This is a genomic window from Streptomyces sp. GL_140, from assembly GCF_057834465.1.
In genome coordinates this window covers 3373708-3397717 of record NZ_CM174404.1, presented here as the reverse complement: position 1 = coordinate 3397717, position 24010 = coordinate 3373708, and the positions used below count along the sequence as shown (strand labels likewise).

Genomic DNA, 24010 nt, shown 5'->3' with positions numbered 1-24010 from the left:
TCAGGCCTCGGAACCCTCGGCGGCCGGCTCCTCGCCCTGCGGGGCGACGACCTGGAGGACGGCGAGCTCGCCGTCGACGGCCAGCGTGGTGCCGACCGGGAGGACCAGGTCCTTGGCGTGCACGGTGGCGCCGGCCTCGAGGCCCGCGATGGAGACGGTGACCTCGGTCGGGATGTTGGTGGCCTCGGCCTCGACCGAGATCGTGTTCTGGAGGGTCTCCAGCATGTTGTTGCCCGCGGCCAGGTCGCCCTCGGTGACGATCGCGACGTCGACGGTGACCTTCTCGCCCTTCTTGACGATCAGGTAGTCGACGTGGGAGATCGAGCGCTTCAGCGGGTGCTTCTGAACGGCCTTCGGGATGACCAGCTCGGTGCCGCCGTCCACGATGTCCAGGGAGATCAGGACGTTGGCGGTGCGGAGCGCCAGCTGCAGGCCGTGGCCCTCGACGTCGACGTGCTTCGGCTCGGTGCCGTGGCCGTAGATGACGCCGGGAACCATGCCGTCGCGGCGGGCCTGGCGGGCGGCGCCCTTGCCGAACTGGGTGCGGGTCTTCGCGGAAAGCTTGATCTCGGACATGCTCACTCCTCGTGGGGTGACGGAAATGGACGATAGTCACCCGGCCGGAACACGGCCTGCTACGAAGAGCGCGTCGATAACGGAGCACCGGAACCCGTTCGAAAACAGGTACGGCCTCCCTCGCCGAGCAACTCAAGGAGTGTACCCGGCGGGGAGGCCGTACCCAAAAAGGATCTAGCGAGGAGCGGCTGCTCCCACCGCTGTTCCTACTGCTGCTCTTCGAACAGGCTGGTGACCGAGCCGTCCTCGAAGACCTCGCGCACCGCGCGGGCGATCATCGGGGCGATGGACAGCACCGTGATCTTGTCGAGCTCCAGGTCGGACGGGTCCGGCAGGGTGTTCGTGAACACGAACTCGCTGACCTTGGAGTTCTTCAGGCGGTCGGCGGCCGGGCCCGACAGGATGCCGTGCGTGGCCGTCACGATGACGTCCTCCGCGCCGTGCGCGAAGAGCGCGTCGGCCGCGGCGCAGATGGTGCCACCCGTGTCGATCATGTCGTCGACCAGGACGCAGACGCGGCCCTTGACCTCACCGACGACCTCGTGGACGGTCACCTGGTTGGCGACGTCCTTGTCGCGGCGCTTGTGGACGATCGCCAGCGGCGCGTCCAGGCGGTCGCACCAGCGGTCGGCCACGCGCACGCGGCCGGCGTCCGGGGAGACGATCGTCAGCTTGGCGCGGTCGACCTTGGCACCGACGTAGTCCGCGAGGACCGACAGGGCCGAAAGGTGGTCGACCGGGCCGTCGAAGAAGCCCTGGATCTGGTCCGTGTGCAGGTCGACCGTCAGGATGCGGTCGGCGCCCGCGGTCTTGAGCAGGTCGGCGACCAGACGGGCCGAGATCGGCTCGCGGCCCTTGTGCTTCTTGTCCTGGCGGGCGTACCCGTAGGACGGGACGATCACGGTGATGGAGCGTGCCGACGCGCGCTTGAGCGCGTCGATCATGATCAGCTGCTCCATGATCCACTTGTTGATCGGAGCCGTGTGGCTCTGGATCAGGAAGCAGTCCGCGCCGCGAGCCGACTCCTGGAAGCGTACGTAGATCTCGCCGTTCGCGAAGTCGAAAGCCTTGGTCGGCACGAGGCCGACACCGAGCTGGTGCGCGACCTCCTCGGCCAGCTCGGGGTGGGCGCGGCCGGAGAAGAGCATCAGCTTCTTCTCGCCGGTCGTCTTGATCCCGGTCACAGCACTGTCTCCTCAGACGTGGGAAAGCTGCTCGCCCCCGTGTGCGTCCGTCCCGCACACGGTGAGCCAGCCGAATTGCGTGCACCTATCACGGTACGCCGTCTCGGGCGTAGCCGTTTCCGGTCAGTTCACCTCAGCGTTCGTCGGAGTCCTCGTGGACCGCCGACTGAGCCGCTGTCGCGGCGGCACTTCCCGGACGCTTGCGGGCCACCCAGCCCTCGATATTCCGCTGCTGGCCACGGGCCACGGCCAGTGCGCCGGGCGGCACATCCTTGGTGATCACGGACCCGGCGGCCGTGTAGGCGCCGTCCCCGATCGTGACGGGAGCCACAAACATGTTGTCCGAACCCGTCTTGCAGTGTGAGCCGACGGTCGTGTGGTGCTTGTGTTCACCGTCGTAATTCACGAAGACGCTGGCCGCGCCGATGTTCGTGTACTCGCCGATCGTCGCGTCGCCGACGTAACTGAGGTGCGGGACCTTGGTGCCCTCGCCGATCGTGGCGTTCTTCATCTCCACGTACGTACCGGCCTTGGCCTTCGCGCCGAGGTTCGTGCCCGGACGCAGGTACGCGAAGGGACCCACGGTCGCCGACTCGCCGACGACGGCGGTGTCGGCCACCGTGTTGTCCACACGGGCCCGCGGGCCGACGCGCGTGTCCGTCAGGCGGCTGTTCGGGCCGACCTCGGCCTCTTCGGCGACGTGGGTGGTGCCCAGGAGCTGGGTGCCCGGGTGGACGACGGCGTCGCGGCCGAAGGTCACGGTCACGTCGACGAGCGTGCTGGCCGGGTCGACGATCGTCACGCCGGCGAGCATCGCGCGCTCCAGCAGGCGGGCGTTGAGCAGCGCGCGGGCCTCGGCGAGCTGGACCCGGTTGTTGATCCCCAGGATCTGCCGGTGGTCCGCGCCCACGGCGGCGCCGACGCGGTGGCCGGCCTCGCGCAGGATGCCGAGCACGTCGGTGAGGTACTCCTCGCCCTGGCTGTTGTCGGTGCGGACCTTGCCGAGGGCGTCCGCGAGGAGGGTGCCGTCGAAGGCGAAGACCCCGGAGTTGATCTCGCGGATCGCCCGCTGGGCGTCGGTGGCGTCCTTGTGCTCGACGATGGCGGTGACCGCGCCGTCCGCGCCGCGGACGATGCGGCCGTAACCGGTGGAGTCCGGGACCTCGGCGGTCAGCACGGTGACGGCGTTGCCGTCGGCCTCGTGCGTCGCCGTCAGTGCGGCCAGGGTCTCGCCGGTCAGCAGCGGGGTGTCGCCGCAGACGACGACCACGGTGCCGGCGGGCTCGCCGCCCAGCTCTTCGAGGGCCATCCGGACTGCGTGCCCGGTGCCGTTCTGCTCGTACTGGACCGCGGTGCGGACGTCGGCGTCGATGGCGGCGAGGTGCGCGGTGACCTGCTCGCGGGCGTGGCCGACGACCACGACGAGGTGGGTGGGGTCCAGTTCGCGGGAGGCGGCGACTACGTGACCGACGAGCGAGCGCCCGCTGATCTCGTGCAGAACCTTGGGTGTGGCCGACTTCATGCGGGTGCCTTCACCCGCTGCGAGTACGACGACGGCTGCCGGGCGGTTGGCGCTCACGGGTGTGCCCTTCGGCTTCGGGTGGTGGACCCGTGAAGGATACCGGTGGGTCAGGACCCGGAAACGAGGCCGGGTCCCGACTGGAGCAGTCGGGACCCGTACCGGCCAAGCTCCCCCGTCAGGACTCGAACCCGAACTTAAGGCACCAAAAGCCTCAGTGCTGCCAATTACACCACAGGGGAGTGCTATTTCAACCAAATAGGACATTAAGTCCTCGTGGTTGGTTTTGACGGCTCCTACTATGCCGCACTGGACGCCATCAGTGCGACGGTACAAATCAGAGCCCTCGAGGACACGCACCGAGAGGCAACCACGTTGCGTGTCGCCCATGTTCCCCCGGTCCGGGGAAGGCGTCCGGGCCGGGCGGCCGGCCGGACGATCGTACGTGCGAGCGCCGGCGGCGCGCTGGAATTTCGGTCGCCGGTGTGGTGGGGGCCCTGCGTACGCTGGACCGCATGACCAGTACGGGGGATGCAGTGGAAGGCCGCGCTGGGCCGCCTTTGTGGTGGGCGCGGCGGCGGGATGCCGTGGAGGACGTGCTGCTCGGCGGGGTGTCCGCCGTCGAGTGCGCCTGGGAAGGGGTCGGGTTCGCGCACGAGGCGGGGATCCCGGTCTTCGCCGGGGTGCTGTTCGGGTTCGGGGTCGGGGCCACGCTCGTACTGCGGCGGCGCTGGCCGATCGCCGTGGTGCTGGTCGGGATCGCCGTGTCGCCCGCGGCCATGGGGTTCCTGCTCGGCGTGGTCGGGCTGTACACGCTCGCCACCTCCGAGGTGCCCCGGCGGATCACCGCGATCCTGGCGTCGATGTCGCTGGCCGCGATCTTCGTGGTGATGTACATGCGGACCCGCGGGGACGAGGGGGCCGGTCACACCCTGGTCATCGTGCTGTCCGTGTTCGTGGCGGTGGCGCTGACCGTGCCGCCGGCGCTGCTCGGGCTGTACACGGCGGCCCGCAGGCGGCTGATGGAGAGCCTGCACGAGCGCGCGGACTCGCTGGAGCGGGAGCTGTCGCTGCTCGCGGACCGGGCGGAGGAGCGGGCCGAGTGGGCCCGTACGGAGGAGCGGACGCGGATCGCCCGGGAGATGCACGACGTGGTCGCGCACCGGGTGTCGCTGATGGTGGTGCACGCGGCGGCGCTGCAGGCGATCGCGCTCAAGGACCCGGCGAAGGCCGTGAAGAACGCCGCGCTGGTCGGGGACATGGGCCGCCAGGCGCTGACCGAGCTGCGGGAGATGCTCGGCGTGCTGCGGGCGGAGGCGCCGAAGCCGGTGGCCGTGACCGCGCCGGTGGCCCTGGTGGGGAGTTTTGACGACGGGCCGACGCTGGCGGAGCTGGAAGCGCTGGTCGGTCAGTCGCGGGCGGCCGGGATGGCCGTGGAGCTGGATGTACGGGGCGAGTGCGCGGCCGCGTACGCGGCGGAGGTGGAGCAGACGGCGTACCGGGTGGTCCAGGAGGCGCTGACCAACTGCCACAAGCACGCTCCGGGCGCCCGGGTCGTCGTACGGCTGGCGCACCGGGAGGGCGAGGTCGCCATGCAGGTGGAGAACGGGCCGTGCGACGGCAAGGCCGACGAGCCGGGGCTGCCGAGCGGCGGCAACGGACTGGTCGGGATGCGGGAGCGGGTCCTCGGCCTGGGCGGGGTCTTCGTGTCCGGCCCGACGGACGGCGGCGGCTTCAAGGTCTCGGCGGTCCTGCCGAGCGACAGGGGGTAGCGGGGAGGGCCCGGGATCCGGTGGCGCAGCCGATCCCGTCGGGGACCACTGCTGCGACGGGGATCCGAGGGGGACCTCTTCCGGATGGAGGAGGGGCGGTATCCGGAAGCCGGGGAGCGGCTTCCGGAGCTGGGGGGTCAGGCCGTCGTCAGGCGGGTCGGCTGGAGGCCGGTCAGGAGGAGCGTGAGGGCCTCGTCGAGGCCGGCTCCGAGGTACCAGTCGCCGGTGTGGTCCACGCAGTAGACCCGGCCCTCGCGGTCGATGGCGAGGTGTGACCCCCCTCCGGTCAGGTGCGTGTCGGCCTCGACGCCGAGCGGGCAGAGCTGGGTGGAGAGGGCGCGGCCGAGGTCCGCGAAGGTGCGGGCCATGTGGAGGCCCGTGAGGGGGTCCAGCCGTATCGCGGTGGGAGCGATCTGGCGGCCGGGGCCCGGGGCGGTGACGGTGAGGTTCCCGAACTCCGCCCAGGCTTCGACGGCCGCCGGGAAGACCGTGTGGCGGTGCCCGGCGGGGGTGGTGTGGTCGCGCAGGGCGTCGGCCCAGTACTCGGCCTGCTTGATGTCCCAGCGGCCCGGCTCCCAGCCGGCCGAGCGCAGGGCGGAGTCCACGGCGACCGGGAAGCGGGCGGCCGAGGAGCGGTCGTAGGAAGCGGAGGTGGCGGTCATGGTGGCTACTCGGGGTGGGTGAGGTCGACGGGGCGTACGCCGAAGTGGGCGAGGAGGGCCTCGCAGGAGCGGCAGGGAGGTGCGTAGCTGCCGTGGAGCGGGTCGCCGTCCTCGCGGATGCGGCGGGCGGTGATCTTGGAGTGCTTGAGGGAGCGGCGGGCCTCGCTCGGGGTGAGCGGCTTGCGCGAGGCGCGCTTGCTGCGGGAGCCCTCGACGGCGGCGAGGTGGCGGGAGAGCAGGATCGCCTCCGGACATCGGCCGGTGAAGCGTTCGCGCTGGCCGCTGGTGAGGGTGTCGAGGAAGTCCTGGACGAGGGCGTGCAGTACGGGGGGCAGGTCGGCCTTGCCGGCGGTGCCGGTGAGGGTCTCGCCGCGTACGGACAGGGCGGCGGCCACGGTGGGCAGGATGCCGTCGCGGCGGAAGCGGAGCGAGGGCACGACGGGACGGCCGTCGCCGCCGCCCCAGCGAAGGCGGGGGTCGCCGGGGCCCTGGGCGGACCCGGTGACAGGCCCGGCGGCGGGCCCGCTGCCGCTGCCGGTTCCGGTGCCGTGGCCGGTGGTGGCTCCGGCCGGGTGGCCGGTGGGGTTGCCCTGTGTCGGTATGGACAGGGGGTCGACGGTGCCCTTGGGGCCAACGGTTCCCGGGTGTCCGGGGGTTCCCGTGGCTCCCGATCCGGCGTCGGACGGTTCTGTGCGTGTTGCCGTGTTCTGCATGGTTGCGCTTTCCCTCCCGTGGCCGCGGTGGTGGCCGCTGTCGCGCACGCCCCCGTGCCGTGGGGACAGCCTGTCAAATGTCACCTGACATGTGGAAGCGGGGTCGAATATTCGTATCAATTCGGATCTTCCCGGCTGCCTGGCCGGTGCCCCGCTCGCGGGCGGTTGATGCCCTTGCCGGAGCACATAGGCTGTGGTGAACCAGCCAGATCCAGCAGGGGGCTACCGCCATGACGACAGGTCGGCTCGGGCATCAGGCCGCGCCACCCAACGCCGCTTATTCGGGGCAGGTCGTGCATTTCCCGGACCCCGTCCGGGCCGCTCGCCATCCCCACGGAGTCCGCATCGACGCGAACGGGCATCCCGACTTCGCGCCCTACGCGCGTGCGGCGGTGGAGATCGCCGATCCGCCCGAGGGCTTCGGCGTGGACGAGCTCCGCCTGACGGACTGCGTGTCCGCGAACGCCGCGATGCGGGCGACCGGCCACGAACTGTGGGACACGGTCGGCCCGGTGGCGACCCCGCACGGCTGGACCTGGCACCACGTGTCCGGCACCCGCCGGATGGAACTGGTTCCGGTGGAGGTCAAGGCGCTGCTGCGGCACCACGCTGGCCTGGCCACGGCCGCGGTGGACCACGAGAAGCGCGGCACACGGCCGTTGCAGGAGGTCCGCCCGGTGCACCTGGGGCTGCCCAAGACGGTGGTCTCGGTCTCCGAGCAGCAGGTGCAGGGGGTCGAGGAGGACCTCGGCTACCGGCTTCCGGAGGCCTACCGCTCGTTCCTGAAGGCGGCAGGCGGCTGCGCGCCCGTGGGTGCGGGGCTGGACGTGGAGCTCGGCCTGCTGGTGGACCAGCCGTTCTTCACGGTGCGCGAGGAGGCGGCGGTCAACGACCTCGTCTACGTCAACAAGTGCCTGCGGGACCACCTCACGAAGGACTACCTCTGCGTGGCCTTCGCGCAGGGCGGGCTCGTCGCGGTGAAGGTGCGTGACGGGAGCTCGGCGGGTGCCGTCGGTTCGGTGTGGTTCTCCCCGTACGACGACGCCCGCGACCAGGACGGCTGGTCGGTCCAGGAGCGCGTGGAGCGATTGCTGCTGCCGTGCGGTACGGATTTCGACGCCTTTCTGGAGCGGCTGGCGGGCAATCCGCCGGAGCTGGAAACGGTGGCCGGTCTGATGGTGGACGGCGGATTCGCACGCTCGGTTCCCGTGGCCGGATCGGTTCCGGCGGCGGGTTCCGCGCCGGAAGAGGGGTGACGGCGCGATGGTGACGTTTGCGCAGGCGCAGGAGCGCGCCGAGGAGTGGATCAACGGGGACGTTCCCGCGTACCAGCACCGCGAGGTGCGGGTGCGGGAGTTCGGGCTCGGTTTCGTGGTGTGGGCGGAGGACCGCCCGGCCGGTCCCGTGTCCGGCGGCGGCCGGCAGCGGCTGGTCATCGCGCGGGACAGCGGGGAGGTGACCCTCTGGCCGGGACTGCCGGTGGGTGAGGTGATCCGCCGCTACGAGGAGGAGTACGGGGCTTCGGCCGCGCCGGCCGAGGCTTCGGTTCCGGTGCCGCGGATCGACTCGGAGCAGACCTCGTTCATGCTGAGCCCGCCGGAGTGGCTCCAGGAGGCCGCGGACCGGGCGGGCATCCCGCCGGCGGCCCCTGCGGCCCCTGCGGCTCCGGCGACCCCTGCGGCGCCGGCCGCTCCGGCCGCGCCGGTCGGTTCCGGGGCCGCCGCGGAGCCGGTGCCGTTGCGGCGCGGGGGCGAGGTCCCCTACGAGCCGACCGCCAACGAAGGGGTGCCGGCCGGTGCCACGCCCTGGGCCGGGACCGACGTGAACGCCGACGACTCGGTGTCCGTGCCGCTGCCCGCGACGGTGTTCGCGCCGCCGCTGTCCGGGTCGGACCTGGAGGACGCCCCGCCGTCCTCCGGGGTGGGCCCGGAGGCCAGGACCACGCTGATGCCCCGGGGCAGCGAGCTGCCCAAGACGGCCGTGGCCACGCCCGCGCTGGACCTGGGGGCGGGTGCGCCGGCCGCGGGGCCGGGACCGGTTCCGCCGTCGAATCAGGCTCCGGCTCAGGCTCCCGCTCAGGCGCAGGCCCAGGCCCAGGCGCAGCCTCCGGCTCCCGGTTCGCCGTCCGGTGACATCGCCGACGCGCCGACGAGCAAGGCCCGGATCAACCGGTCCGCGGCCGCGCCCGTGACGCCGCCGGGTCCGCCCGGTGCGCCGGGTGGCGGGTCCGAGCAGCCTTCGTACGCCGCCACCATGCTCGCGGGCCCGAACGGCCCGCAGCAGCCGACGCCCCCGGGTCCGCCCGGTGCTCCCGGTGCTCCGGGTGCGTCCGGTGCCGGGCTGGACCATGCCGCGACGATGCTGGCCGGTCCGGCCGTGACCGGCCGGCCGCCCGCGCCTCCCGGCCCGCCCGGTGCTCCCGGTGGGTCCGGCGGGGGCGGAGCCTCGTACGCCGCCACCATGCTGGCGGCCCCCGGTGGCCCGCAGCAGCCCGGCCCGCCCGGTCCTCCCGGGGCGCCCGGCGCCGGTCAGCCGCCCGCGCCCCCCGGCCCGCCCGGTGCTCCGGGTGCCGGGCTGGACCATGCCGCGACGATGCTGGCCGGTCCCGCCGTGACCGGTCAGCCGCCCGCGGCTCCCGGCCCGCCGGGGGTTCCCGGTGCTCCCGGTGGCGGAGCGCACCACGCCGCGACCATGCTCGCGGGTCCCGGCGTACCCCAGCCGCCCGGCCCGCCCGGTCCCGCACCGCAGGCCCCCGTGGCGCAGGCGTCCGCCCCGGCCCCCGGGGTGCCCACGGTCGGTCCCGGCTACCAGGCCGTACTGCGCTACCGCGCGCCCGACGGCTCCGAGCAGCAGCTCATCCGCCGCTCCGCGCCCGGTACCCCGCACCCGGAGTGGCAGATCCTGTACGAGCTGCGCGCGATGAACGTGCCTCCGCAGCAGGTGCTGGAGCTGCACACCGAGCTGGCCTCGTGCGAGCTGCCCGGCGGTTACTGCGCCCGCATGATCCGGGAGACCTGGCCGCAGGTCCGGATCACGAGCGTGGCCCCGTACGGGACCGACCACGCGGGCCGGCAGCAGGGCATGCGGCACCTGCTGACCCATCAGGGCGAACTGCACCAGGTGGCGGACGGTCCGGCGCGTCCCGCGCCGGTCCGCGCGCCGCTGCCGCAGGTGCCGTTGCAGCCGGCGATCCCGCTGGACGCGATCGCGCAGGAGCTGACGGGGGCCTTCGGGCCGCAGGGCGTCTTCCGCTTCGAGCAGCGCGCGGTGTCCCGCCAGGGTGTGCCGGAGATCGTGGCGCAGACGCTGATGTGGTCCGGACTGCCGGTCGATTTCGGGCCGTTCTTCTGGGCGCAGGCCGTACCGGGTGCCCCGCTGCCGACGCTGGCCGAAATGGCGGCGCAGCGGCAGGTGCAGCCGGCCTCGGACGCGGGCTCCTACCTCGTGGTCGGCAGCGACTTCGGCAAGGCGCTGTGCGTGCAGTACGGGACCGCGCACATCGTCGCGGTGCCGGTGGAGGCCGGTCCGGGCGGTGCGCCGGTGCCGCCGCAGTTCGTGAACTCCTCGCTGCCGCAGTTCGTGCGCTCGCTGGCGATGCTCGGCCACATGTGGCGGCTGCGCCAGCACCTGACGCCGGAGCAGGCGGGCCGCTGGACCGTTGATTTCCAGGCGAATCTGGCCGGGCTCGACAGTGCCGCGCTGGCTTCCCCGGAGAACTGGTGGTCGGTCCTGCTGGAGCAGATGTGGGACGGACTTCTCTAATCGTCTCCCGCTGCCGCTGATCGCGCGGTGATCACTCGCTGATCCGGATGGCCGGGTTGGGACCCTCGAACAGGGTCCCGGCCCGGCCATTCGGGCTTCTGCCACCAAATGACGCATCCTTGACAGGAACCCCCGCGAGAGAGGCGCTTCCAGGATGAGTGCACCCTTTACGACCGTGCGCGGTCGCGGCTACCGCATGGAAGAGGTGGACCGGTACCTCGCGCGGCTGTCGGGGAGCCGGGACGAGGCCTGGGAGCGGGTGGCCCGGCTGACCGTGCTGGCCCGGCAGATGGAGGCGGAGGCGGAGCGGCTGGGCGCCGAGGTGGCCGCGCTGGCCCCGCAGACGTACGACGAGCTCAGCGAGCGCGCCCGCCGGATCCTGCTGCTGGCCGAGGAGGAGTCCGAGACGCTGCGGCTGGACGCGCGCGCGGACGCGCTGGCCGCGGCCGGAGCCGCCGAGGCGCATGCCGACCGGGTGGCCGAGCTGGCGCGCACGGACGCGGACGCGGTGCGCGAGCAGACCGAGGTCCGGGCCCGGCAGGGACTGCTGCGCGCGGGGCGCGAGGCGGACGACGCGCGGGCGGAGGCCCGGGACGACGCGGCGGCGTGGCGGGCGGACGCGCAGGCGGGGCTGGCCGAGATGCGGCGCCGGTCGGACGCGCTGCTCGCGGAGCGCGAGCAGGAACACACGGAGCGGTGGGACGCGGCGGAACGGGAACTGGCGGCTCGGGAGGCGGAGCTGGAGGCCCGGCACGCGGAGCTGGAGCGCTACGCGGAGTCCCGGCTGGCGGAGGCGAAGCGCGGGTTCGCGCAGACGCAGGAGGCCGCGCGGCACGGTCAGGAGGACGCGGAGGCCAGGGGCCGGGAGCTGATCGCCGAGGCCCGGGTGCAGGAGGAGCGGGTCGGCCGGGAGACGGACCGGATCCTGCGCGAGCACGCGGAGTCCCAGGAGGAGATGCGGGCCCACATGAACCACGTCCGCTCCAGCCTCGCGGCCCTGACGGGCCGGGCTCCGGCCGAGGGCTGAGCCACCCAGGTCACCCCGGTCGTCCCGGTCGCTCCGCCCAGGTCCCCCCGACCGGTTCCGCGCGGCTACGGGGCGGGCTTGTGGCGGGCGTAGTAGCGGGCCACCCGGGCGCGGTTTCCGCAGATCGAGGCCACGCACCAGCGGCGTCGCGGATGTGCCGGAAGGAACAGCAGCACGCACTCCGCGCCCTCGCACTGGCGGACCTCCCCGATCCGCCCTCCGAGCAGCAGCTCCGCCACCGACTCCGCCAGCTCCGCCGCGAGCCTGCGGGCGGCGGGCACCCCGGGCGCGCGGACGGCGGTGGCCGTCAGCCCGGCCTCGGGGGTCCAGGCGAGCTCCCGGTGCGAGGGGGCGGCGGCCAGCGCGGAGTTCAGGGTGCGCATCGCCCCCGCCGGGGGCTCGGCGCCGGCGCGGGCCGCGGTCAGGGCCGCGCGCGCCGCCTCCCGTACGGAGTGGACGGCGGCGACCTCCGCCGCGCCCACCGGCGCGAGCCCGCTCAGACGGCCCCGCTGGGTCTCCAGCCAGTCCGCCAGCCCCGCCGGGTCCGCGACGAGGTCCCCGATCGCGGTGTCGGTGTTGAGGAGGTCCAGGGCGAGGGGTTCGCCGGTGAGGGGGAAAGTCGCTGTCATGGTTCCACTCTAGCTCCGACTAATGGGTGAGACGACTCTTGACCCGTTAGCGATCTCCAGTGACACTAATGGAAACAACGCCCCTGGAGGAATGTGATGACTGTCGTGCCCGCCATCCGCCACCGCATCGCCGACGTTGCCGGAGTCCAGGTCGCCTACCGCGAGAGCGGACCGGCGGACGGCCCCGTCCTGCTCCTCCTGCACGGCTTCCCGACCTCCTCGCACCAGTTCGCCCGGCTGATGGACGCCCTCGGCTCCACCCCGTACCGGCTCATAGCCCCGGACTACCCCGGCTTCGGCCGCACCCGGGCCCCGGACGGGTTCACGTACACCTTCGACCGGCTCGCGGACATCGTCGAGGGCTTCACCGACGCCCTCGCCCTGGAGAGCTACGCCCTCTACGTCTTCGACTTCGGCGCCCCCGTCGGCCTGCGCCTCGCCGAGCGCCGGCCGGACCGGGTGACAGGCCTGATCGTGCAGAACGGCAACGCGTACGAGGAGGGCCTCTCCGACATGGCCCGGGAGTTCTCCGGGCTGCGCCGCGACGTGCCGGGCAACGAGGAGCAGGTGCGGGGGCTGTTCGGCGAGGACGGCACCCGGTTCCAGTACGAGGCGGGCGTCGCCGACACCTCCCTGATCAACCCGGACAACTGGACGCTCGACGTCCACTACCTGAGCCTGCCCGGCCGCGCCGACGCCCAGGCCGACCTCGCCTTCGACTACCACTCGAACTTCGCCCACTACCCGGCCTGGCAGGCCTGGCTCCGGACGGCGGGCGTCGCGGTCCTCGTGGTCTGGGGCGAGGGTGACCCCTTCTTCCTGCCCGCGGGGGCGAAGGCGTACCAGCAGGACGTGCCGGACGCCGAGGTGCACCTCTTCGAGGGCGCCGGGCACTTCGCGCTGGAGACGCACCTCGCGGAGATCGCCCCGCTGATCGAGGGCTTCCTGGCGAAGCTGGGCTGAGCCCCGCCCGCGGTGGGCGGCCGGCTCGGCGTGTGGGCGGCCGCCTCAGCCGGCGCCGGCCGCCTCGTGCCGGAAGGGGTCGCTGCGCAGCCCCCTGGCGGTGCTCACCACCACGGTGAAGGCGGTCGGCGGCGGGGTCGGCAGGGAGGCCGTCAGGGCGGCGCCGGACGCGTCGACGGAGGTGTCGGCAGCCGGGAGCGGTACGGAGTCCAGTTCAACGCGCGGATCGCCGCCGAAGCCGCCGCCCCCGACGAGCAACTGCCCGTCGGCGACCGTGACGCGGGTGATGACGGGATTGGCCCGGGTCGCCATCTTGTTGACCAGGTAGGCCCCGGCCGGGGCTCCCGTCAGCGCCCACATCTGCTCCGGGAGCCTGGGCAGTCCGCCGCCGACGTCCGTCACGAAGAACGCCACCACGTAGAGCATCGTGACCGCGCTCAGGGCGACGTACTGCAGGTCGACCAGGTCGGTGCGCCCGCCGTCGTTCGAGATCAGGTCGTGCAGCGGGCGCCGCCCGGCGTCCTTGGGCGCGGGCTTGGCCATGCTGCCGTTCTCCACGCGCACGCCGACCACCGCCTTCGCCCCGATCATGGCGGCGTACGGGCCCCCGAGCAGCGGGAGGTAGACGCTCGTCAGCGAGGACAGGGGGCCTTCGGGGCCCTGGAACCAGCCGACTCCGCCGCCCGCGGTGAGCCCGTAGGCGAGGATCGCCAGGAGCAGCCAGACCAGGATCACCGTCCAGGCCAGGGCCAGGGTGGTCGAGGTGGACAGGCGGCCGTCGCGGCCGGTGACGAAACCGGGGTGCCGGACCAGCCGCAGGGTGACGGGGCCGGTGACGGCGGCGAGTAACGCGAGGGCGAAGAGCGCGGAAAACAAGGTGTCCCCCCAGGGAGTGTGTCTCCGCAGAGGGTTACCCGTTCGGTCGGTTCATGACAAGTCATCCACGCGTCCCCGCGCCGCGCACCCGCCCGTCCTCCTCCCGCCCGCTCCCGTCCTACTCGCGGAGTTCCGGCAGGACCGGGAACCTGCGCGGCGCCAGCAGCAGCAGCACCAGCGCCGAGGCGACCGCCGCCAGTGACGCGCCGAGGAAGATGTGGTCCCCGGCGGCGTCCACCGCTCGCCGCAGGTAGTCGGTGGCGTCCGCGGGGATCAGGCCCGGCTGGGCCAGGGCCTTGGACACGTCGTCCAGGTGCGAGGGGAGTCCGGCCACCGGGGCGTCCGTCAGCCGGCCGGTGATGGTGGCGTTGGCGACGGCCCCGAGCAGGGCCGCTCCGATGCTCTGGCCGACGTTGCGGCAGAACAGCACCGAAGCGGTGGTGGTTCCGCGCTCCGCCCAGCCCACCGTGGACTGGACCCCGACGATCAGCGGGAGCTGGAAGAGGCCGAGGGCCCCGCCCAGCAGGAACATGATCAGCGCGGGCTGCCAGGGGGCGGCGGGGTAGGGGAGCAGGGTGAAGGAGAAGAGTATGACGGCGGCCAGCGAGACCCCGACGGCGGCGCTGTTGCGGAAGCCGATCCGACGGTAGACGTGCTGGGCGAAGGCGGCGCTGATGGGCCAGCTCAGGGTCATCGCGGAGGTGACCAGGCCGGCGCTGGTGGGGCCGAGGCCGAGCACGGTCTGCGCGTACGTCGGCATGAACACCATCGGGGCGACCATCAGCAGGCCGAGCGCCGCCATGGCGAGGTTGACGGCGGCGATGGTGCGCCGGCGCCACACCCAGCCGGGCAGGATCGGTTCTGCGGCCCGCCGTTCGATCCGGACGACCAGTGCGCCGAGGGCCGCGCTCGCCCCCAGCAGCCCCAGCGAGGGCGCGGACAGCCAGGGCCAGGCGACGCCGCCCTGGACGAGGGCGAAGAGCAGCAGCCCGCCGCAGGCGAAGACGCCGAGGGCGCCGGCCCAGTCGACGGGGCCCCGGCGGCCCGGGGCGCGGTGGGGCTCGGCCAGGTGACGGCTGATGATCCACAGGGCGGCGGCCGCCGGCGGGAGGTTGATCAGGAAGATCCAGCGCCAGTCGGCGTACGAGGCGATGAGCCCGCCGAGCGCCGGGCCGGCCAGTGCGGAGGTGGCCCACACCACGGACATCCGGGCCTGGATGCGCGGGCGGTCCTTGAGCGGGTAGAGGTCGGCGGCCAGGGTCTGGACGGTCCCTTGCAGGGCGCCGCCGCCGAGGCCCTGGAGGATCCGGAAGGCGATGAGGGCGGCCATGTTCCAGGCGCCCGCGCACAGCAGCGAGCCGAGGAGGAACAGGCTGATGCCGAAGAGCAGGACGGGCTTGCGGCCGTAGGTGTCGGAGAACTTGCCGTAGACGGGCAGGGTGACGGTTCCGGCGAGGATGTAGCCGGAGAAGATCCAGGAGAAGACGGCGAAGCCGCCGAGGTCGCCGACGATCTGCGGGACGGCGGTGGAGACGATGGCCCCGTCCAGGGCGACGAGCCCCATCGTCAGCATGAGCGCGGCGACGACGGCGGTACGGGGCCGAGCGGGCGCCCGGCCCTCGGACGCGCCGGCCCCGGCCCGGGGTATGCCGTCGGCCGGGCCGTCGACGCCGCCGTCGGTACTCGCGCCCGTGCTCTCCCCTGAGGCCATGACCTGTCCTTCCCCCGTACGTACCTGCGCAGATACCTTCTCACCGCCCCGCGACGGGCCGGCATCCCCCAGGCCGCGTCCTCCGGAAGGCCGAGAACCCCTAGGGGTTGCTCCTCACAAGGAGCCAGGGACGCTTCGTCCCGGCGGATGAGGAAGTCCGGCGCACGCGGCCTTTAACTGGTTTCTACGGGGACGGGGAGTCCGGGGGGTAGGGCTAGCACCCCTATCAATACGGCGCTTGGCACCAGCGCGCCAGAGCCCCCCGCCCGGACAGACTTCAAGAGCAAAGAATCGCAACGATCGAGGGGGACACACCGTGACAACGGCTATGACCGAAACCAGGCACGGGGGCACTGGAGGGCATGGAGCCGTCGCGGCGCGGGCGCGGCAGGTCGTCAAGGCCTACGGCTCCGGCGAGACCCGGGTGACCGCCCTCGATTGTGTGGACGTGGACATCCAGGCGGGCCAGTTCACCGCGATCATGGGGCCCTCGGGCTCCGGCAAGTCCACGCTGATGCACTGCCTCGCCGGCCTGGACACGGTGACCAGCGGCCAGATCTTCCTGGACGAAACCGAGATCACCGGCCTCAAGGACAAGAAGCTCACGCAGCTGCGCCGCGACCGGATCGGCTTCATCTTCCAGGCCTTCAACCTGCTGCCGACGCTCAACGCCCTGGAGAACATCACGCTCCCCATGGACATCGCGGGCCGCAAGGCCGATGCGGAGTGGCTGAACCGGGTCGTGGAGACGGTGGGCCTGGCGGGGCGCCTCAAGCACCGGCCGACCGAGCTGTCCGGCGGTCAGCAGCAGCGCGTGGCCGTCGCCCGTGCCCTGGCCGCCCGCCCGCAGATCATCTTCGGTGACGAGCCGACCGGAAACCTGGACTCCCGGGCCGGCGCCGAGGTGCTCGGCTTCCTGCGCCGCTCGGTCGACGAGCTGGGCCAGACCATCGTGATGGTCACCCACGACCCGGTCGCCGCCTCCTACGCCGACCGCGTCATCTTCCTCGCCGACGGCCGGATCGTGGACGAGCTGCTCGCACCCACCGCCGACCAGGTCCTGGACCGCATGAAGGACTTCGACGCGCGCGGGCGGACGTCATGACCGTCATGAAGACCGCGCGACGCAACTTCTTCGCGCACAAGGGGCGGATGGCGCTCTCCGCCGTCGCCGTCATGCTCTCCGTCGCCTTCGTCTGCGGCACCCTGGTGTTCACCGACACCATGAACACCACCTTCGACAAGCTGTTCGCGGTCACCGGGTCCGATGTCACGGTGACTCCGAAGAAGGTCGAGACCAGCGGTGAGACCGCGAACACCGGCCGGCCCGAGACGCTGTCCGCCTCGGTCGTCGCGCAGGTGAAGAAGGCCGAAGGCGTGAAGTCCGTCGAGGGCGGCGTCACGTCGATGGCCGTCACCGTCGTCAACTCCAAGAACGAGAACCTCGGTTCCACCACCGGCGCCCCGACCTTCGCGGGCAACTGGACCGAGAACGAACTGAAGTCGATGAAGATCATCGAAGGGCAGGCCCCGCGCGGCCCCACCGACGTGATGATCGACGGCGACACCGCGAAGAAGCACCACCTCAAGCTGGGTGACGACATCCGCACCATCGCCGTCACCGGCGACATCCGCTCCAAGATCACCGGCATTGCCGCCTTCGCCGTGACCAACCCGGGTGCGACCGTCGTCTACTTCGACACCGCCACCGCTCAGCAGAAGCTGCTCGGTTCCCCCGACGCCTTCTCGCTCGTCAACGTCACCGCCAAGGACGGGGTGAGCGACGAGCAGCTCAAGCAGAACATCGCTTCGGCCGTCGGGGCGGACACGTACAAACTGCAGACCGCCAAGGAAGCCGCGGACGCCAACCGCAAGGACATGTCCTTCCTCGACATCATGAAGTGGGTGATGCTCGGCTTCGCCGGGATCGCCTTCCTCGTCGGCATCTTCCTGATCTTCAACACCTTCTCGATGCTGGTCGCCCAGCGCACCCGTGAGATCGGCCTGATGCGCGCCATCGGGGCCGACAGCGGCCAGGTGCTCAAGTCCGTGGTCGTCGAAGCCCTTCTGCTCGGGATCGTCGGTTCGGCCCTCGGGGTCGGGGCAGGCATCGGCCTGGCCGTCGGCCTGATGAAGCTGATGGGCCAGATGGGCATGAACCTGTCCACCGACGACCTGACCATCGCCTGGACCACCCCGGTCGCCGGCATGGTCCTCGGCGTCATCGTGACGGTGGTCTCCGCCTACATCCCGGCCCGCCGGGCCGGCAAGGTCTCCCCGATGGCCGCCCTGCGCGAGGTCGGCACCCCCGGGGACAGGAAGGCCGGCCGGGTCCGGGCCGCCCTCGGTCTGGTGCTCACCGGCATCGGCGCCGCCGGCCTGTTCCTCGCCGCGACCGCCGACAAGGCGGGCACCGGCGCCCTGTGGCTCGCCCTGGGCGTCCTGTTCACCCTCATCGGCTTCATCGTGATCGGCCCGCTCCTCGCGGGTGTCGTGGTCCGGGCCCTGTCGGCCCCGGTGCTGCGGCCCTTCGGGTCCATCGGCCGGCTCGCCGAGCGCAACGCCCTGCGCAACCCGCGCCGTACCGGCGCCACCGCCGCCGCGCTGATGATCGGCCTCGCACTGGTCGCCTGCCTGTCGGTGGTCGGGTCCTCGATGGTGGCCTCCGCCACCGAGGAGCTCGACAAGTCGGTCGGCGCGGACTACATCGTCCAGTCGCAGGCCCAGCAGCCGGTCGTACCGCAGGCAGAGGAGGCCATCCGCAAGACCCAGGGGCTGGACCACGTCACGGCCTACCGGGAGGTGGACGTCAAGATCACGGCCCCCGACGGCACCACCGCGCAGGACGGACTCGGCGTCCAGGAGGCGACGTACGCCAAGGACATCCGGCGCAAGATGATCGCCGGGGAGCACGCGGCGGCGTACGGGCCGGGCGCGATGTCGGTCGGCTCGGAGTACGCCACCCAGCACCACGTCAAGCTCGGTGACGAGCTGACGGTCGCCTTCACCGGCGGCAAGACCGCCAAGCTCAAGGTCGCGGCGATCACCAGCGACGAGGGCGGCATCGACAAGGGCATGAAGTACACCAGCCTCGCCGTCGCCGAGGCGAACCTCCCGGCCGACAAGATGCCGATGCCGTTCATGCTGCTGGCCAGCGCGAAGGACGGCCAGCAGGACGCCGCGTACAAGGCGGTCAAGGCGGCGCTGGCCGAGTACCCCCAGTACACGGCGCAGAACCAGACCGACTACAAGCAGGCCCTGAAGGACCAGGTCGGCCAGTTGCTGAACGTGGTCTACGCACTCCTCGCCCTCGCGATCATCGTCGCGATCCTCGGAGTCGTGAACACCCTGGCCCTCTCGGTGGTCGAGCGGACCCGCGAGATCGGCCTGATGCGCGCCATCGGCCTCTCCCGCCGCCAGCTGCGCCGCATGATCCGCCTGGAGTCGGTGGTCATCGCCCTCTTCGGAGCGCTGCTGGGCCTCGGCCTGGGCATGGGCTGGGGCGCCACCGCCCACCAGCTCCTCGCGCTCCAGGGCATGAAGGTCCTGGAAATCCCCTGGCCGACGATCCTCGGAGTCTTCGCGGGCTCCGCCCTGGTCGGCCTGCTCGCCGCGCTCTTCCCGGCCTTCCGGGCGGGCCGGATGAACGTCCTGAACGCGATCGCCAGCGAGTAGCAGTGAGTAGCTAGGCGGTCGTACGGGGGAAACGCACCGGCCCCGGTCCACCCATTCGGGCGGACCGGGGCCGGTGTCGTGAGGCCGATCCCTCGCGCGAGTGACACACCCGCGTCGTAGGGTGGGAACCCCCGGCCCGTGAGACGTGTCGGGTCCTTCGCGTTGCCGCTCCACGGCACCTCACCGGATGGAAAGCCGCCTTCATGAGCCTGCACGGACTGCTCGACGCCGTCACCCGGGACCCCGCACTCGCCGAGGCGGTCACCGCGGCCGGGGACGGCAACCGCATGCACGTGGACCTTGTCGGCCCGGCCGCCGCGCGGCCCTTCGTCATCGCCGCGCTGGCCGCCCGTACCGAGCGCACCGTCCTCGCGGTCACCGCCACCGGCCGGGAGGCCGAGGACCTGGCGGCCGCGCTGCGCAGTCTTCTGCCGCCGGACGAGGTGGCGGAGTACCCCTCCTGGGAGACGCTGCCCCACGAACGGCTCTCGCCGCGCAGCGACACCGTGGGCCGCCGCATCGCCGTACTGCGCCGGCTCGCGCACCCGAGCAAGGACGATCCGGCGGCGGGCCCCGTCTCGGTGGTCGTCGCGCCGATCCGCTCAGTACTCCAGCCGCAGGTCAAGGGGTTGGGCGACCTGGTTCCGGTGAGCCTGCGGCAGGGCGAGAGCGTGGACCTGGGCGAGGTGACGCACGCGCTGGCCGCGGCCGCGTACGCCCGCGTCGAGCTCGTCGAGAAGCGCGGCGAGTTCGCCGTGCGCGGCGGGATCCTCGACGTGTTCCCGCCCACCGAGGAGCACCCGCTGCGCGTGGAGTTCTGGGGCGACGAGGTCGAGGAGATCCGCTACTTCAAGGTCGCCGACCAGCGGTCCCTGGAGATCGCCCAGCACGGCCTGTGGGCCCCGCCCTGCCGCGAGCTGCTCCTGACCGACGAGGTGCGGGAGCGGGCCGCGGCCCTCGCCGAGCGCCACCCCGAGCTCGGCGAACTGCTCAACAAGATCGCCGAGGGGATCGCGGTCGAGGGCATGGAATCCCTCGCGCCGGTCCTGGTCGACGACATGGAGCTGCTGATCGACGTCCTGCCCGCCGGGTCGATGGCCGTGGTGTGCGACCCCGAGCGGGTCCGCACGCGCGCTTCCGACCTGGTGGCCACGAGCCAGGAGTTCCTGATGGCCTCCTGGGCGGCCACCGCCGGCGGCGGCGAGGCCCCCATCGACGTGGGCGCGGCCTCGCTGCGCGGGATCGCCGACGTACGGGAGCACGCGCGCGAGCTCGGCATGATGTGGTGGTCGGTGTCCCCGTTCGCCGCCGACGCGCAGGGGTTGGTCGGCAGCGACACCCTCACCCTGGGCATGCGCGCCCCGGAGGCCTACCGCGGCGACACCGCCCGCGCCCTCGCCGACACCAAGGCCTGGATCGCCGACGGCTGGCACACCGTCTACCTCACCGAGGGCCACGGCCCGGCCGCCCGTACCGTCGAGGTGCTCGGCGGAGAGGGGATCGCGGCCAGGCTGGAGGCGAACCTGGACGCCCTGGAGCCCTCCCTGGTCCACGTCTCGTGCGGCTCCCTCGACAACGGCTTCGTGGCCCCGGACCTCAAGCTCGCCGTCCTCACCGAGACCGATCTGACCGGCCAGCGCACCGCCACCAAGGACCTCGGCCGGATGCCGACCCGGCGCCGCAAGACGATCGACCCCCTCACCCTGGAGGTCGGCGACTACATCGTCCACGAGCAGCACGGCGTCGGCCGGTACGTGGAGATGGTGCAGCGCACCGTGCAGGGCGCCACCCGCGAGTACCTCCTGGTGGAGTACGCCCCGGCCAAGCGCGGGCAGCCCGGGGACCGCCTCTACATCCCCACCGACCAGCTGGAGCAGGTCACCAAGTACGTCGGCGGCGAGGCCCCGACCCTGCACCGGCTCGGCGGCGCCGACTGGACCAAGACCAAGGCGCGCGCGAAGAAGGCCGTCAAGGAGATCGCCGCCGACCTGATCAAGCTCTACAGCGCCCGGATGGCCGCCCCCGGCCACACCTTCGGCCCCGACACCCCCTGGCAGCGGGAGCTGGAGGACGCCTTCCCGTACGCGGAGACGCCCGACCAGCTCACCACCATCGCCGAGGTCAAGGAGGACATGGAGAAGTCGGTCCCCATGGACCGCCTGATCTGCGGCGACGTCGGCTACGGAAAGACGGAGATCGCGGTCCGCGCCGCCTTCAAGGCCGTCCAGGACGGCAAGCAGGTCGCCGTCCTCGTCCCCACCACCCTGCTGGTGCAGCAGCACTTCGGGACCTTCTCCGAGCGGTACGCGCAGTTCCCCGTCAAGGTGAAGGCGCTGTCCCGCTTCCAGAGCGACAGCGAGTCCAAGGCGACCCTGGAGGGGCTGCGCGAGGGCTCCGTCGACATCGTCATCGGTACGCACCGGCTGTTCTCGCAGGAGACCAAGTTCAAGGACCTGGGTCTGGTCATCGTCGACGAGGAGCAGCGGTTCGGCGTGGAGCACAAGGAGCAGCTGAAGAAGCTGCGTGCCAACGTCGACGTCCTGACCATGTCGGCGACCCCGATCCCGCGCACCCTGGAGATGGCGGTCACCGGCATCCGCGAGATGTCCACGATCACCACTCCGCCCGAGGAGCGCCACCCGGTCCTGACCTTCGTCGGCCCCTACGAGGAGAAGCAGATCGGCGCCGCGATCCGCCGCGAGCTGCTCCGCGAGGGCCAGTGCTTCTACATCCACAACCGGGTCGAGTCCATCGACCGGGCGGCCGCCAAGCTGCGTGAGATCGTGCCCGAGGCGCGGATCGCGACGGCGCACGGCCAGATGTCCGAACAGGCCCTGGAACAGGTCGTGGTGGACTTCTGGGAGAAGAAGTTCGACGTCCTCGTCTCGACGACGATCGTCGAGTCGGGCATCGACATCTCCAACGCCAACACCCTCATCGTCGAGCGCGGCGACAACTTCGGCCTCTCCCAGCTCCACCAGCTGCGCGGCCGCGTGGGCCGGGGCCGCGAGCGCGGGTACGCATACTTCCTCTACCCGCCGGAGAAGCCGCTGACCGAGACCGCCCACGAGCGGCTCGCGACGATCGCCCAGCACACCGAGATGGGCGCCGGCATGTACGTGGCGATGAAGGACCTGGAGATCCGCGGCGCGGGCAATCTGCTCGGCGGCGAGCAGTCCGGCCACATCGCGGGCGTCGGCTTCGACCTGTACATCCGCATGGTCGGCGAGGCCGTGGCCGACTACCGGGCGGCGATCGAGGGCGGGCCGGAGGAGGAGCCGCCGCTCGAGGTCAAGATCGAGCTGCCGGTCGACGCGCACGTCCCGCACGACTACGCGCCGGGCGAGCGGCTGCGGCTGCAGGCGTACCGCTCCATCGCGGCGGCCAACTCCGAAGAGGACGTCAAGGCGGTGCGCGAGGAGCTCACCGACCGCTACGGCAAGCTGCCGGAGCCGGTGGAGAACCTGCTGCTGGTGGCCGGGCTGCGGATGCTCGCCCGCGCCTGCGGGGTCGGCGACATCACCCTCCAGGGCCCCAATATCCGCTTCGGGCCGGTGGAGTTGCGCGAATCCCAGGAGCTGCGCCTGAAGCGGCTCTACCCGGGCTCCGTGCTCAAGCCGGCCGCCTCGCAGGTGCTGATCCCGCGGCCGAAGACGGCGCGGGTGGGCGGGAAGCCGCTGGTCGGGCGGGAACTGCTGGGCTGGACCGGGGAGTTCCTCGCCACGATCCTCGGCTCCTAGCCCCGTGTGCGGCGGCGGCCGCGGCGGGGGGCCTCTACTGGTCCCCGGCCGCGGCCGTTCGCGTTCCCGCCGGGCCTACTTGTTCGGGTCGTCGTCGATGCCGAGCTTGCCCTCCATCTGCTGCTGGGCCTTGTCGACCTGGTCGGCGTACTTGTTGCCGGTCTTCTCGTTGACCTCGGCTTCGAGGTTGTCCGAGACTTCCTTGGCCTTCGCCTTGCCCTGGTCCTTGAACCTGTCGAAAATCCCCATGCGGAGGGCTCCTTCCGTGATCCCTTTTTGCGACGCTACGCGCCCTTTGCGCCATTCGCGCGCCGAGGGACCGCGGCAGGGACCGGAGCCCGTGGGGCGACTGGGGTCAGGGGCCGGCTACGAGCCTTCTCCGGCACCGGCCTTCGAGAGGTCCAGGACGTCCGCGCCGGCCGGGGGAGCGGGTTACGCCTTCTTCCAGTCCTGGCAGTCCTGGGTCTTGAAGTAGCCGTCGCCGGGTGCGATCGTCACGATGGCCTGGCCGGTGGGGTTCTCGTTCGCGATGATCGAGTCGGCGCTGCCCGAGGCGTCCTTGGTGCGCTCCCAGTAGCAGCCGGTGCCGCCCTCGGTGGAGCCGGCGGACTTGTAGGTGCCCGGGGCGATGTCCACGCCGACCTTGAGCATCCCGGCCTTGCCCGCGGCCTCGGCCTTGGGGGTTCCGGTGGCCTTGGGGTCCACGGCCTTCCAGTCCTGGCAGTCCTGGGTCTTGAAGATCTTGTCGCTGGCCTCGATGGTGACGTACGTGGACCCGACCGCGTTCTCGTTGTCGAGGATCGAGTCGGCCTCGCCCGAGGCGTCCTTGGCCCGCTCCCAGTAGCAGTTGGCCTGCTCGCCGTTGCCGGTGGAGCGGTAGGTGCCGGGCTGGATGTCGGAGCCGACCTTGTAGGTGCCGCCGCCGCGGACGGTCGTCTTGTCGGCCGGGGCCGCGGGGGCGCTGCTCGCGCCGGCCGGCTTCGACGGGGCGGCGTCACCGGACTTGGCGGTGTCGGCGCCGTTGCAGGCGGTGAGCGTCACGAGCGCGAGGACCGCGCCGAGGCCCGTCAGCGCCTTGTGCCGGGCGGTCCAACTCGTGCGCGAGGTTTGGGACATGGGTGGCTCCTGCCTTCGTCGGGGCGGCTCTGGCTGTGCGGTGTGATCATCAGAACAGAGCTTGTGAACCGAGTCAACGAGTTTG

At 72.0% G+C, this 24010-nt stretch carries 18 protein-coding genes and 1 tRNA gene; 8 read left to right on the top strand and 11 right to left on the bottom strand.

The window, feature by feature from the left end:
- The 4 genes from AC3IYJ_RS15730 to AC3IYJ_RS15715 form a co-directional block, all read right to left on the bottom strand.
- On the bottom strand, window positions 1–576 hold the full coding sequence (locus AC3IYJ_RS15730; protein ID WP_489401910.1) for a 50S ribosomal protein L25/general stress protein Ctc: 576 nt from the start codon (window positions 574–576) through the stop codon (window positions 1–3).
- Window positions 577–782: 206 nt separating this feature from the next.
- Window positions 783–1760: a ribose-phosphate diphosphokinase gene (locus tag AC3IYJ_RS15725; protein WP_215025702.1), complete on the bottom strand. Its 978-nt coding sequence runs from the start codon at window positions 1758–1760 to the stop codon at window positions 783–785.
- A gap of 133 nt (window positions 1761–1893) precedes the next feature.
- Window positions 1894–3339 carry a bifunctional UDP-N-acetylglucosamine diphosphorylase/glucosamine-1-phosphate N-acetyltransferase GlmU gene (glmU, locus tag AC3IYJ_RS15720; protein ID WP_489401909.1) on the bottom strand — a complete coding sequence of 482 codons (1446 nt, stop codon included), beginning with the start codon at window positions 3337–3339 and terminating at the stop codon, window positions 1894–1896.
- Window positions 3340–3449: 110 nt separating this feature from the next.
- Window positions 3450–3521: transfer RNA gene (locus tag AC3IYJ_RS15715), tRNA-Gln, on the bottom strand.
- 273 nt (window positions 3522–3794) lie between these two features.
- Between AC3IYJ_RS15715 and AC3IYJ_RS15710 the strand changes: the two genes are divergently transcribed.
- The gene (locus AC3IYJ_RS15710; RefSeq protein ID WP_489401908.1) at window positions 3795–5051 is read left to right on the top strand and encodes a sensor histidine kinase; all 1257 of its coding nucleotides are present in this window, start codon (window positions 3795–3797) and stop codon (window positions 5049–5051) included.
- A 137-nt stretch (window positions 5052–5188) separates the two neighbouring features.
- On the opposite strand, the gene AC3IYJ_RS15705 is transcribed toward AC3IYJ_RS15710, so the two are convergent.
- Both AC3IYJ_RS15705 and AC3IYJ_RS15700 read right to left on the bottom strand, forming a co-directional pair.
- The gene (locus AC3IYJ_RS15705) at window positions 5189–5713 is read right to left on the bottom strand and encodes an SUKH-3 domain-containing protein (protein WP_489401907.1); all 525 of its coding nucleotides are present in this window, start codon (window positions 5711–5713) and stop codon (window positions 5189–5191) included.
- A 5-nt stretch (window positions 5714–5718) separates the two neighbouring features.
- Complete coding sequence (locus tag AC3IYJ_RS15700; RefSeq protein ID WP_489402829.1) at window positions 5719–6321, bottom strand: YwqJ-related putative deaminase; 603 nt, start codon at window positions 6319–6321, stop codon at window positions 5719–5721.
- Window positions 6322–6656: 335 nt separating this feature from the next.
- On the opposite strand from AC3IYJ_RS15700, the gene AC3IYJ_RS15695 reads away from it, so the two are divergent.
- The 3 genes from AC3IYJ_RS15695 to AC3IYJ_RS15685 all read left to right on the top strand — a co-directional run bounded on the left by AC3IYJ_RS15695 (window position 6657) and on the right by AC3IYJ_RS15685 (window position 11215).
- Complete coding sequence (locus AC3IYJ_RS15695; protein WP_489401906.1) at window positions 6657–7682, top strand: SMI1/KNR4 family protein; 1026 nt, start codon at window positions 6657–6659, stop codon at window positions 7680–7682.
- Window positions 7683–7689: 7 nt separating this feature from the next.
- Window positions 7690–10188: an SUKH-4 family immunity protein gene (locus tag AC3IYJ_RS15690; RefSeq protein WP_489401905.1), complete on the top strand. Its 2499-nt coding sequence runs from the start codon at window positions 7690–7692 to the stop codon at window positions 10186–10188.
- Between the two features lie 154 nt (window positions 10189–10342).
- Entirely contained in the window at window positions 10343–11215 is an 873-nt protein-coding gene (locus AC3IYJ_RS15685; RefSeq protein ID WP_489401904.1) for a DivIVA domain-containing protein, read from the top strand.
- Window positions 11216–11280: 65 nt separating this feature from the next.
- Here AC3IYJ_RS15685 and AC3IYJ_RS15680 read toward each other — a convergent pair whose 3' ends face one another.
- On the bottom strand, window positions 11281–11844 hold the full coding sequence (locus AC3IYJ_RS15680; protein WP_489401903.1) for a CGNR zinc finger domain-containing protein: 564 nt from the start codon (window positions 11842–11844) through the stop codon (window positions 11281–11283).
- Between the two features lie 96 nt (window positions 11845–11940).
- On the opposite strand from AC3IYJ_RS15680, the gene AC3IYJ_RS15675 reads away from it, so the two are divergent.
- Window positions 11941–12807, top strand: coding sequence for an alpha/beta fold hydrolase (locus AC3IYJ_RS15675; RefSeq protein ID WP_489401902.1), 867 nt, complete (start codon window positions 11941–11943; stop codon window positions 12805–12807).
- A gap of 45 nt (window positions 12808–12852) precedes the next feature.
- Here the strand turns inward: AC3IYJ_RS15675 and AC3IYJ_RS15670 are convergent, their stop codons facing one another.
- Together AC3IYJ_RS15670 and AC3IYJ_RS15665 are read right to left on the bottom strand one after the other, a co-directional pair.
- Window positions 12853–13683, bottom strand: a complete 831-nt coding sequence (locus tag AC3IYJ_RS15670) for a hypothetical protein (protein ID WP_489401901.1) — start codon at window positions 13681–13683, stop codon at window positions 12853–12855.
- Window positions 13684–13801: 118 nt separating this feature from the next.
- Window positions 13802–15394 carry an MFS transporter gene (locus tag AC3IYJ_RS15665; RefSeq protein ID WP_489401900.1) on the bottom strand — a complete coding sequence of 531 codons (1593 nt, stop codon included), beginning with the start codon at window positions 15392–15394 and terminating at the stop codon, window positions 13802–13804.
- Between the two features lie 328 nt (window positions 15395–15722).
- Between AC3IYJ_RS15665 and AC3IYJ_RS15660 the strand changes: the two genes are divergently transcribed.
- The 3 genes from AC3IYJ_RS15660 (at window position 15723) to mfd (ending at window position 22809) form a co-directional block, all read left to right on the top strand.
- On the top strand, window positions 15723–16499 hold the full coding sequence (locus AC3IYJ_RS15660; protein ID WP_489401899.1) for an ABC transporter ATP-binding protein: 777 nt from the start codon (window positions 15723–15725) through the stop codon (window positions 16497–16499).
- Entirely contained in the window at window positions 16496–19069 is a 2574-nt protein-coding gene (locus AC3IYJ_RS15655) for an ABC transporter permease (protein ID WP_489401898.1), read from the top strand. The genes AC3IYJ_RS15660 and AC3IYJ_RS15655 overlap by 4 nt, the downstream gene beginning before the upstream one ends.
- 203 nt (window positions 19070–19272) lie before the next feature.
- The gene (gene mfd / locus AC3IYJ_RS15650; protein ID WP_489401897.1) at window positions 19273–22809 is read left to right on the top strand and encodes a transcription-repair coupling factor; all 3537 of its coding nucleotides are present in this window, start codon (window positions 19273–19275) and stop codon (window positions 22807–22809) included.
- Window positions 22810–22884: 75 nt separating this feature from the next.
- Here the strand turns inward: mfd and AC3IYJ_RS15645 are convergent, their stop codons facing one another.
- Together AC3IYJ_RS15645 and AC3IYJ_RS15640 are read right to left on the bottom strand one after the other, a co-directional pair.
- Window positions 22885–23058 (bottom strand): Rv0909 family putative TA system antitoxin, encoded by a 174-nt coding sequence (locus AC3IYJ_RS15645; protein ID WP_489401896.1) that lies wholly within the window; start codon window positions 23056–23058, stop codon window positions 22885–22887.
- A gap of 183 nt (window positions 23059–23241) precedes the next feature.
- A complete protein-coding gene (locus AC3IYJ_RS15640; protein WP_489401895.1) occupies window positions 23242–23925 on the bottom strand; it encodes an Rv1352/Rv1906c domain-containing protein in 684 nt (227 codons plus the stop codon).
- Window positions 23926–24010 lie beyond the last annotated feature (85 nt).

What these genes read in the sequence shown, in the direction of transcription:
- AC3IYJ_RS15730 (WP_489401910.1), bottom strand. Translation starts at nt 576, where the DNA reads ATGTCCGAGATCAAGCTTTCCGCGAAGACCCGCACCCAGTTCGGCAAG.
- AC3IYJ_RS15710 (WP_489401908.1), top strand. Translation starts at nt 3,795, where the DNA reads ATGACCAGTACGGGGGATGCAGTGGAAGGCCGCGCTGGGCCGCCTTTG.
- AC3IYJ_RS15705 (WP_489401907.1), bottom strand. Translation starts at nt 5,713, where the DNA reads ATGACCGCCACCTCCGCTTCCTACGACCGCTCCTCGGCCGCCCGCTTC.
- AC3IYJ_RS15695 (WP_489401906.1), top strand. Translation starts at nt 6,657, where the DNA reads ATGACGACAGGTCGGCTCGGGCATCAGGCCGCGCCACCCAACGCCGCT.
- AC3IYJ_RS15690 (WP_489401905.1), top strand. Translation starts at nt 7,690, where the DNA reads ATGGTGACGTTTGCGCAGGCGCAGGAGCGCGCCGAGGAGTGGATCAAC.
- AC3IYJ_RS15685 (WP_489401904.1), top strand. Translation starts at nt 10,343, where the DNA reads ATGAGTGCACCCTTTACGACCGTGCGCGGTCGCGGCTACCGCATGGAA.
- AC3IYJ_RS15680 (WP_489401903.1), bottom strand. Translation starts at nt 11,844, where the DNA reads ATGACAGCGACTTTCCCCCTCACCGGCGAACCCCTCGCCCTGGACCTC.
- AC3IYJ_RS15675 (WP_489401902.1), top strand. Translation starts at nt 11,941, where the DNA reads ATGACTGTCGTGCCCGCCATCCGCCACCGCATCGCCGACGTTGCCGGA.
- AC3IYJ_RS15665 (WP_489401900.1), bottom strand. Translation starts at nt 15,394, where the DNA reads ATGGCCTCAGGGGAGAGCACGGGCGCGAGTACCGACGGCGGCGTCGAC.
- AC3IYJ_RS15660 (WP_489401899.1), top strand. Translation starts at nt 15,723, where the DNA reads ATGACCGAAACCAGGCACGGGGGCACTGGAGGGCATGGAGCCGTCGCG.
- AC3IYJ_RS15655 (WP_489401898.1), top strand. Translation starts at nt 16,496, where the DNA reads ATGACCGTCATGAAGACCGCGCGACGCAACTTCTTCGCGCACAAGGGG.
- mfd (WP_489401897.1), top strand. Translation starts at nt 19,273, where the DNA reads ATGAGCCTGCACGGACTGCTCGACGCCGTCACCCGGGACCCCGCACTC.
- AC3IYJ_RS15645 (WP_489401896.1), bottom strand. Translation starts at nt 23,058, where the DNA reads ATGGGGATTTTCGACAGGTTCAAGGACCAGGGCAAGGCGAAGGCCAAG.
- AC3IYJ_RS15640 (WP_489401895.1), bottom strand. Translation starts at nt 23,925, where the DNA reads ATGTCCCAAACCTCGCGCACGAGTTGGACCGCCCGGCACAAGGCGCTG.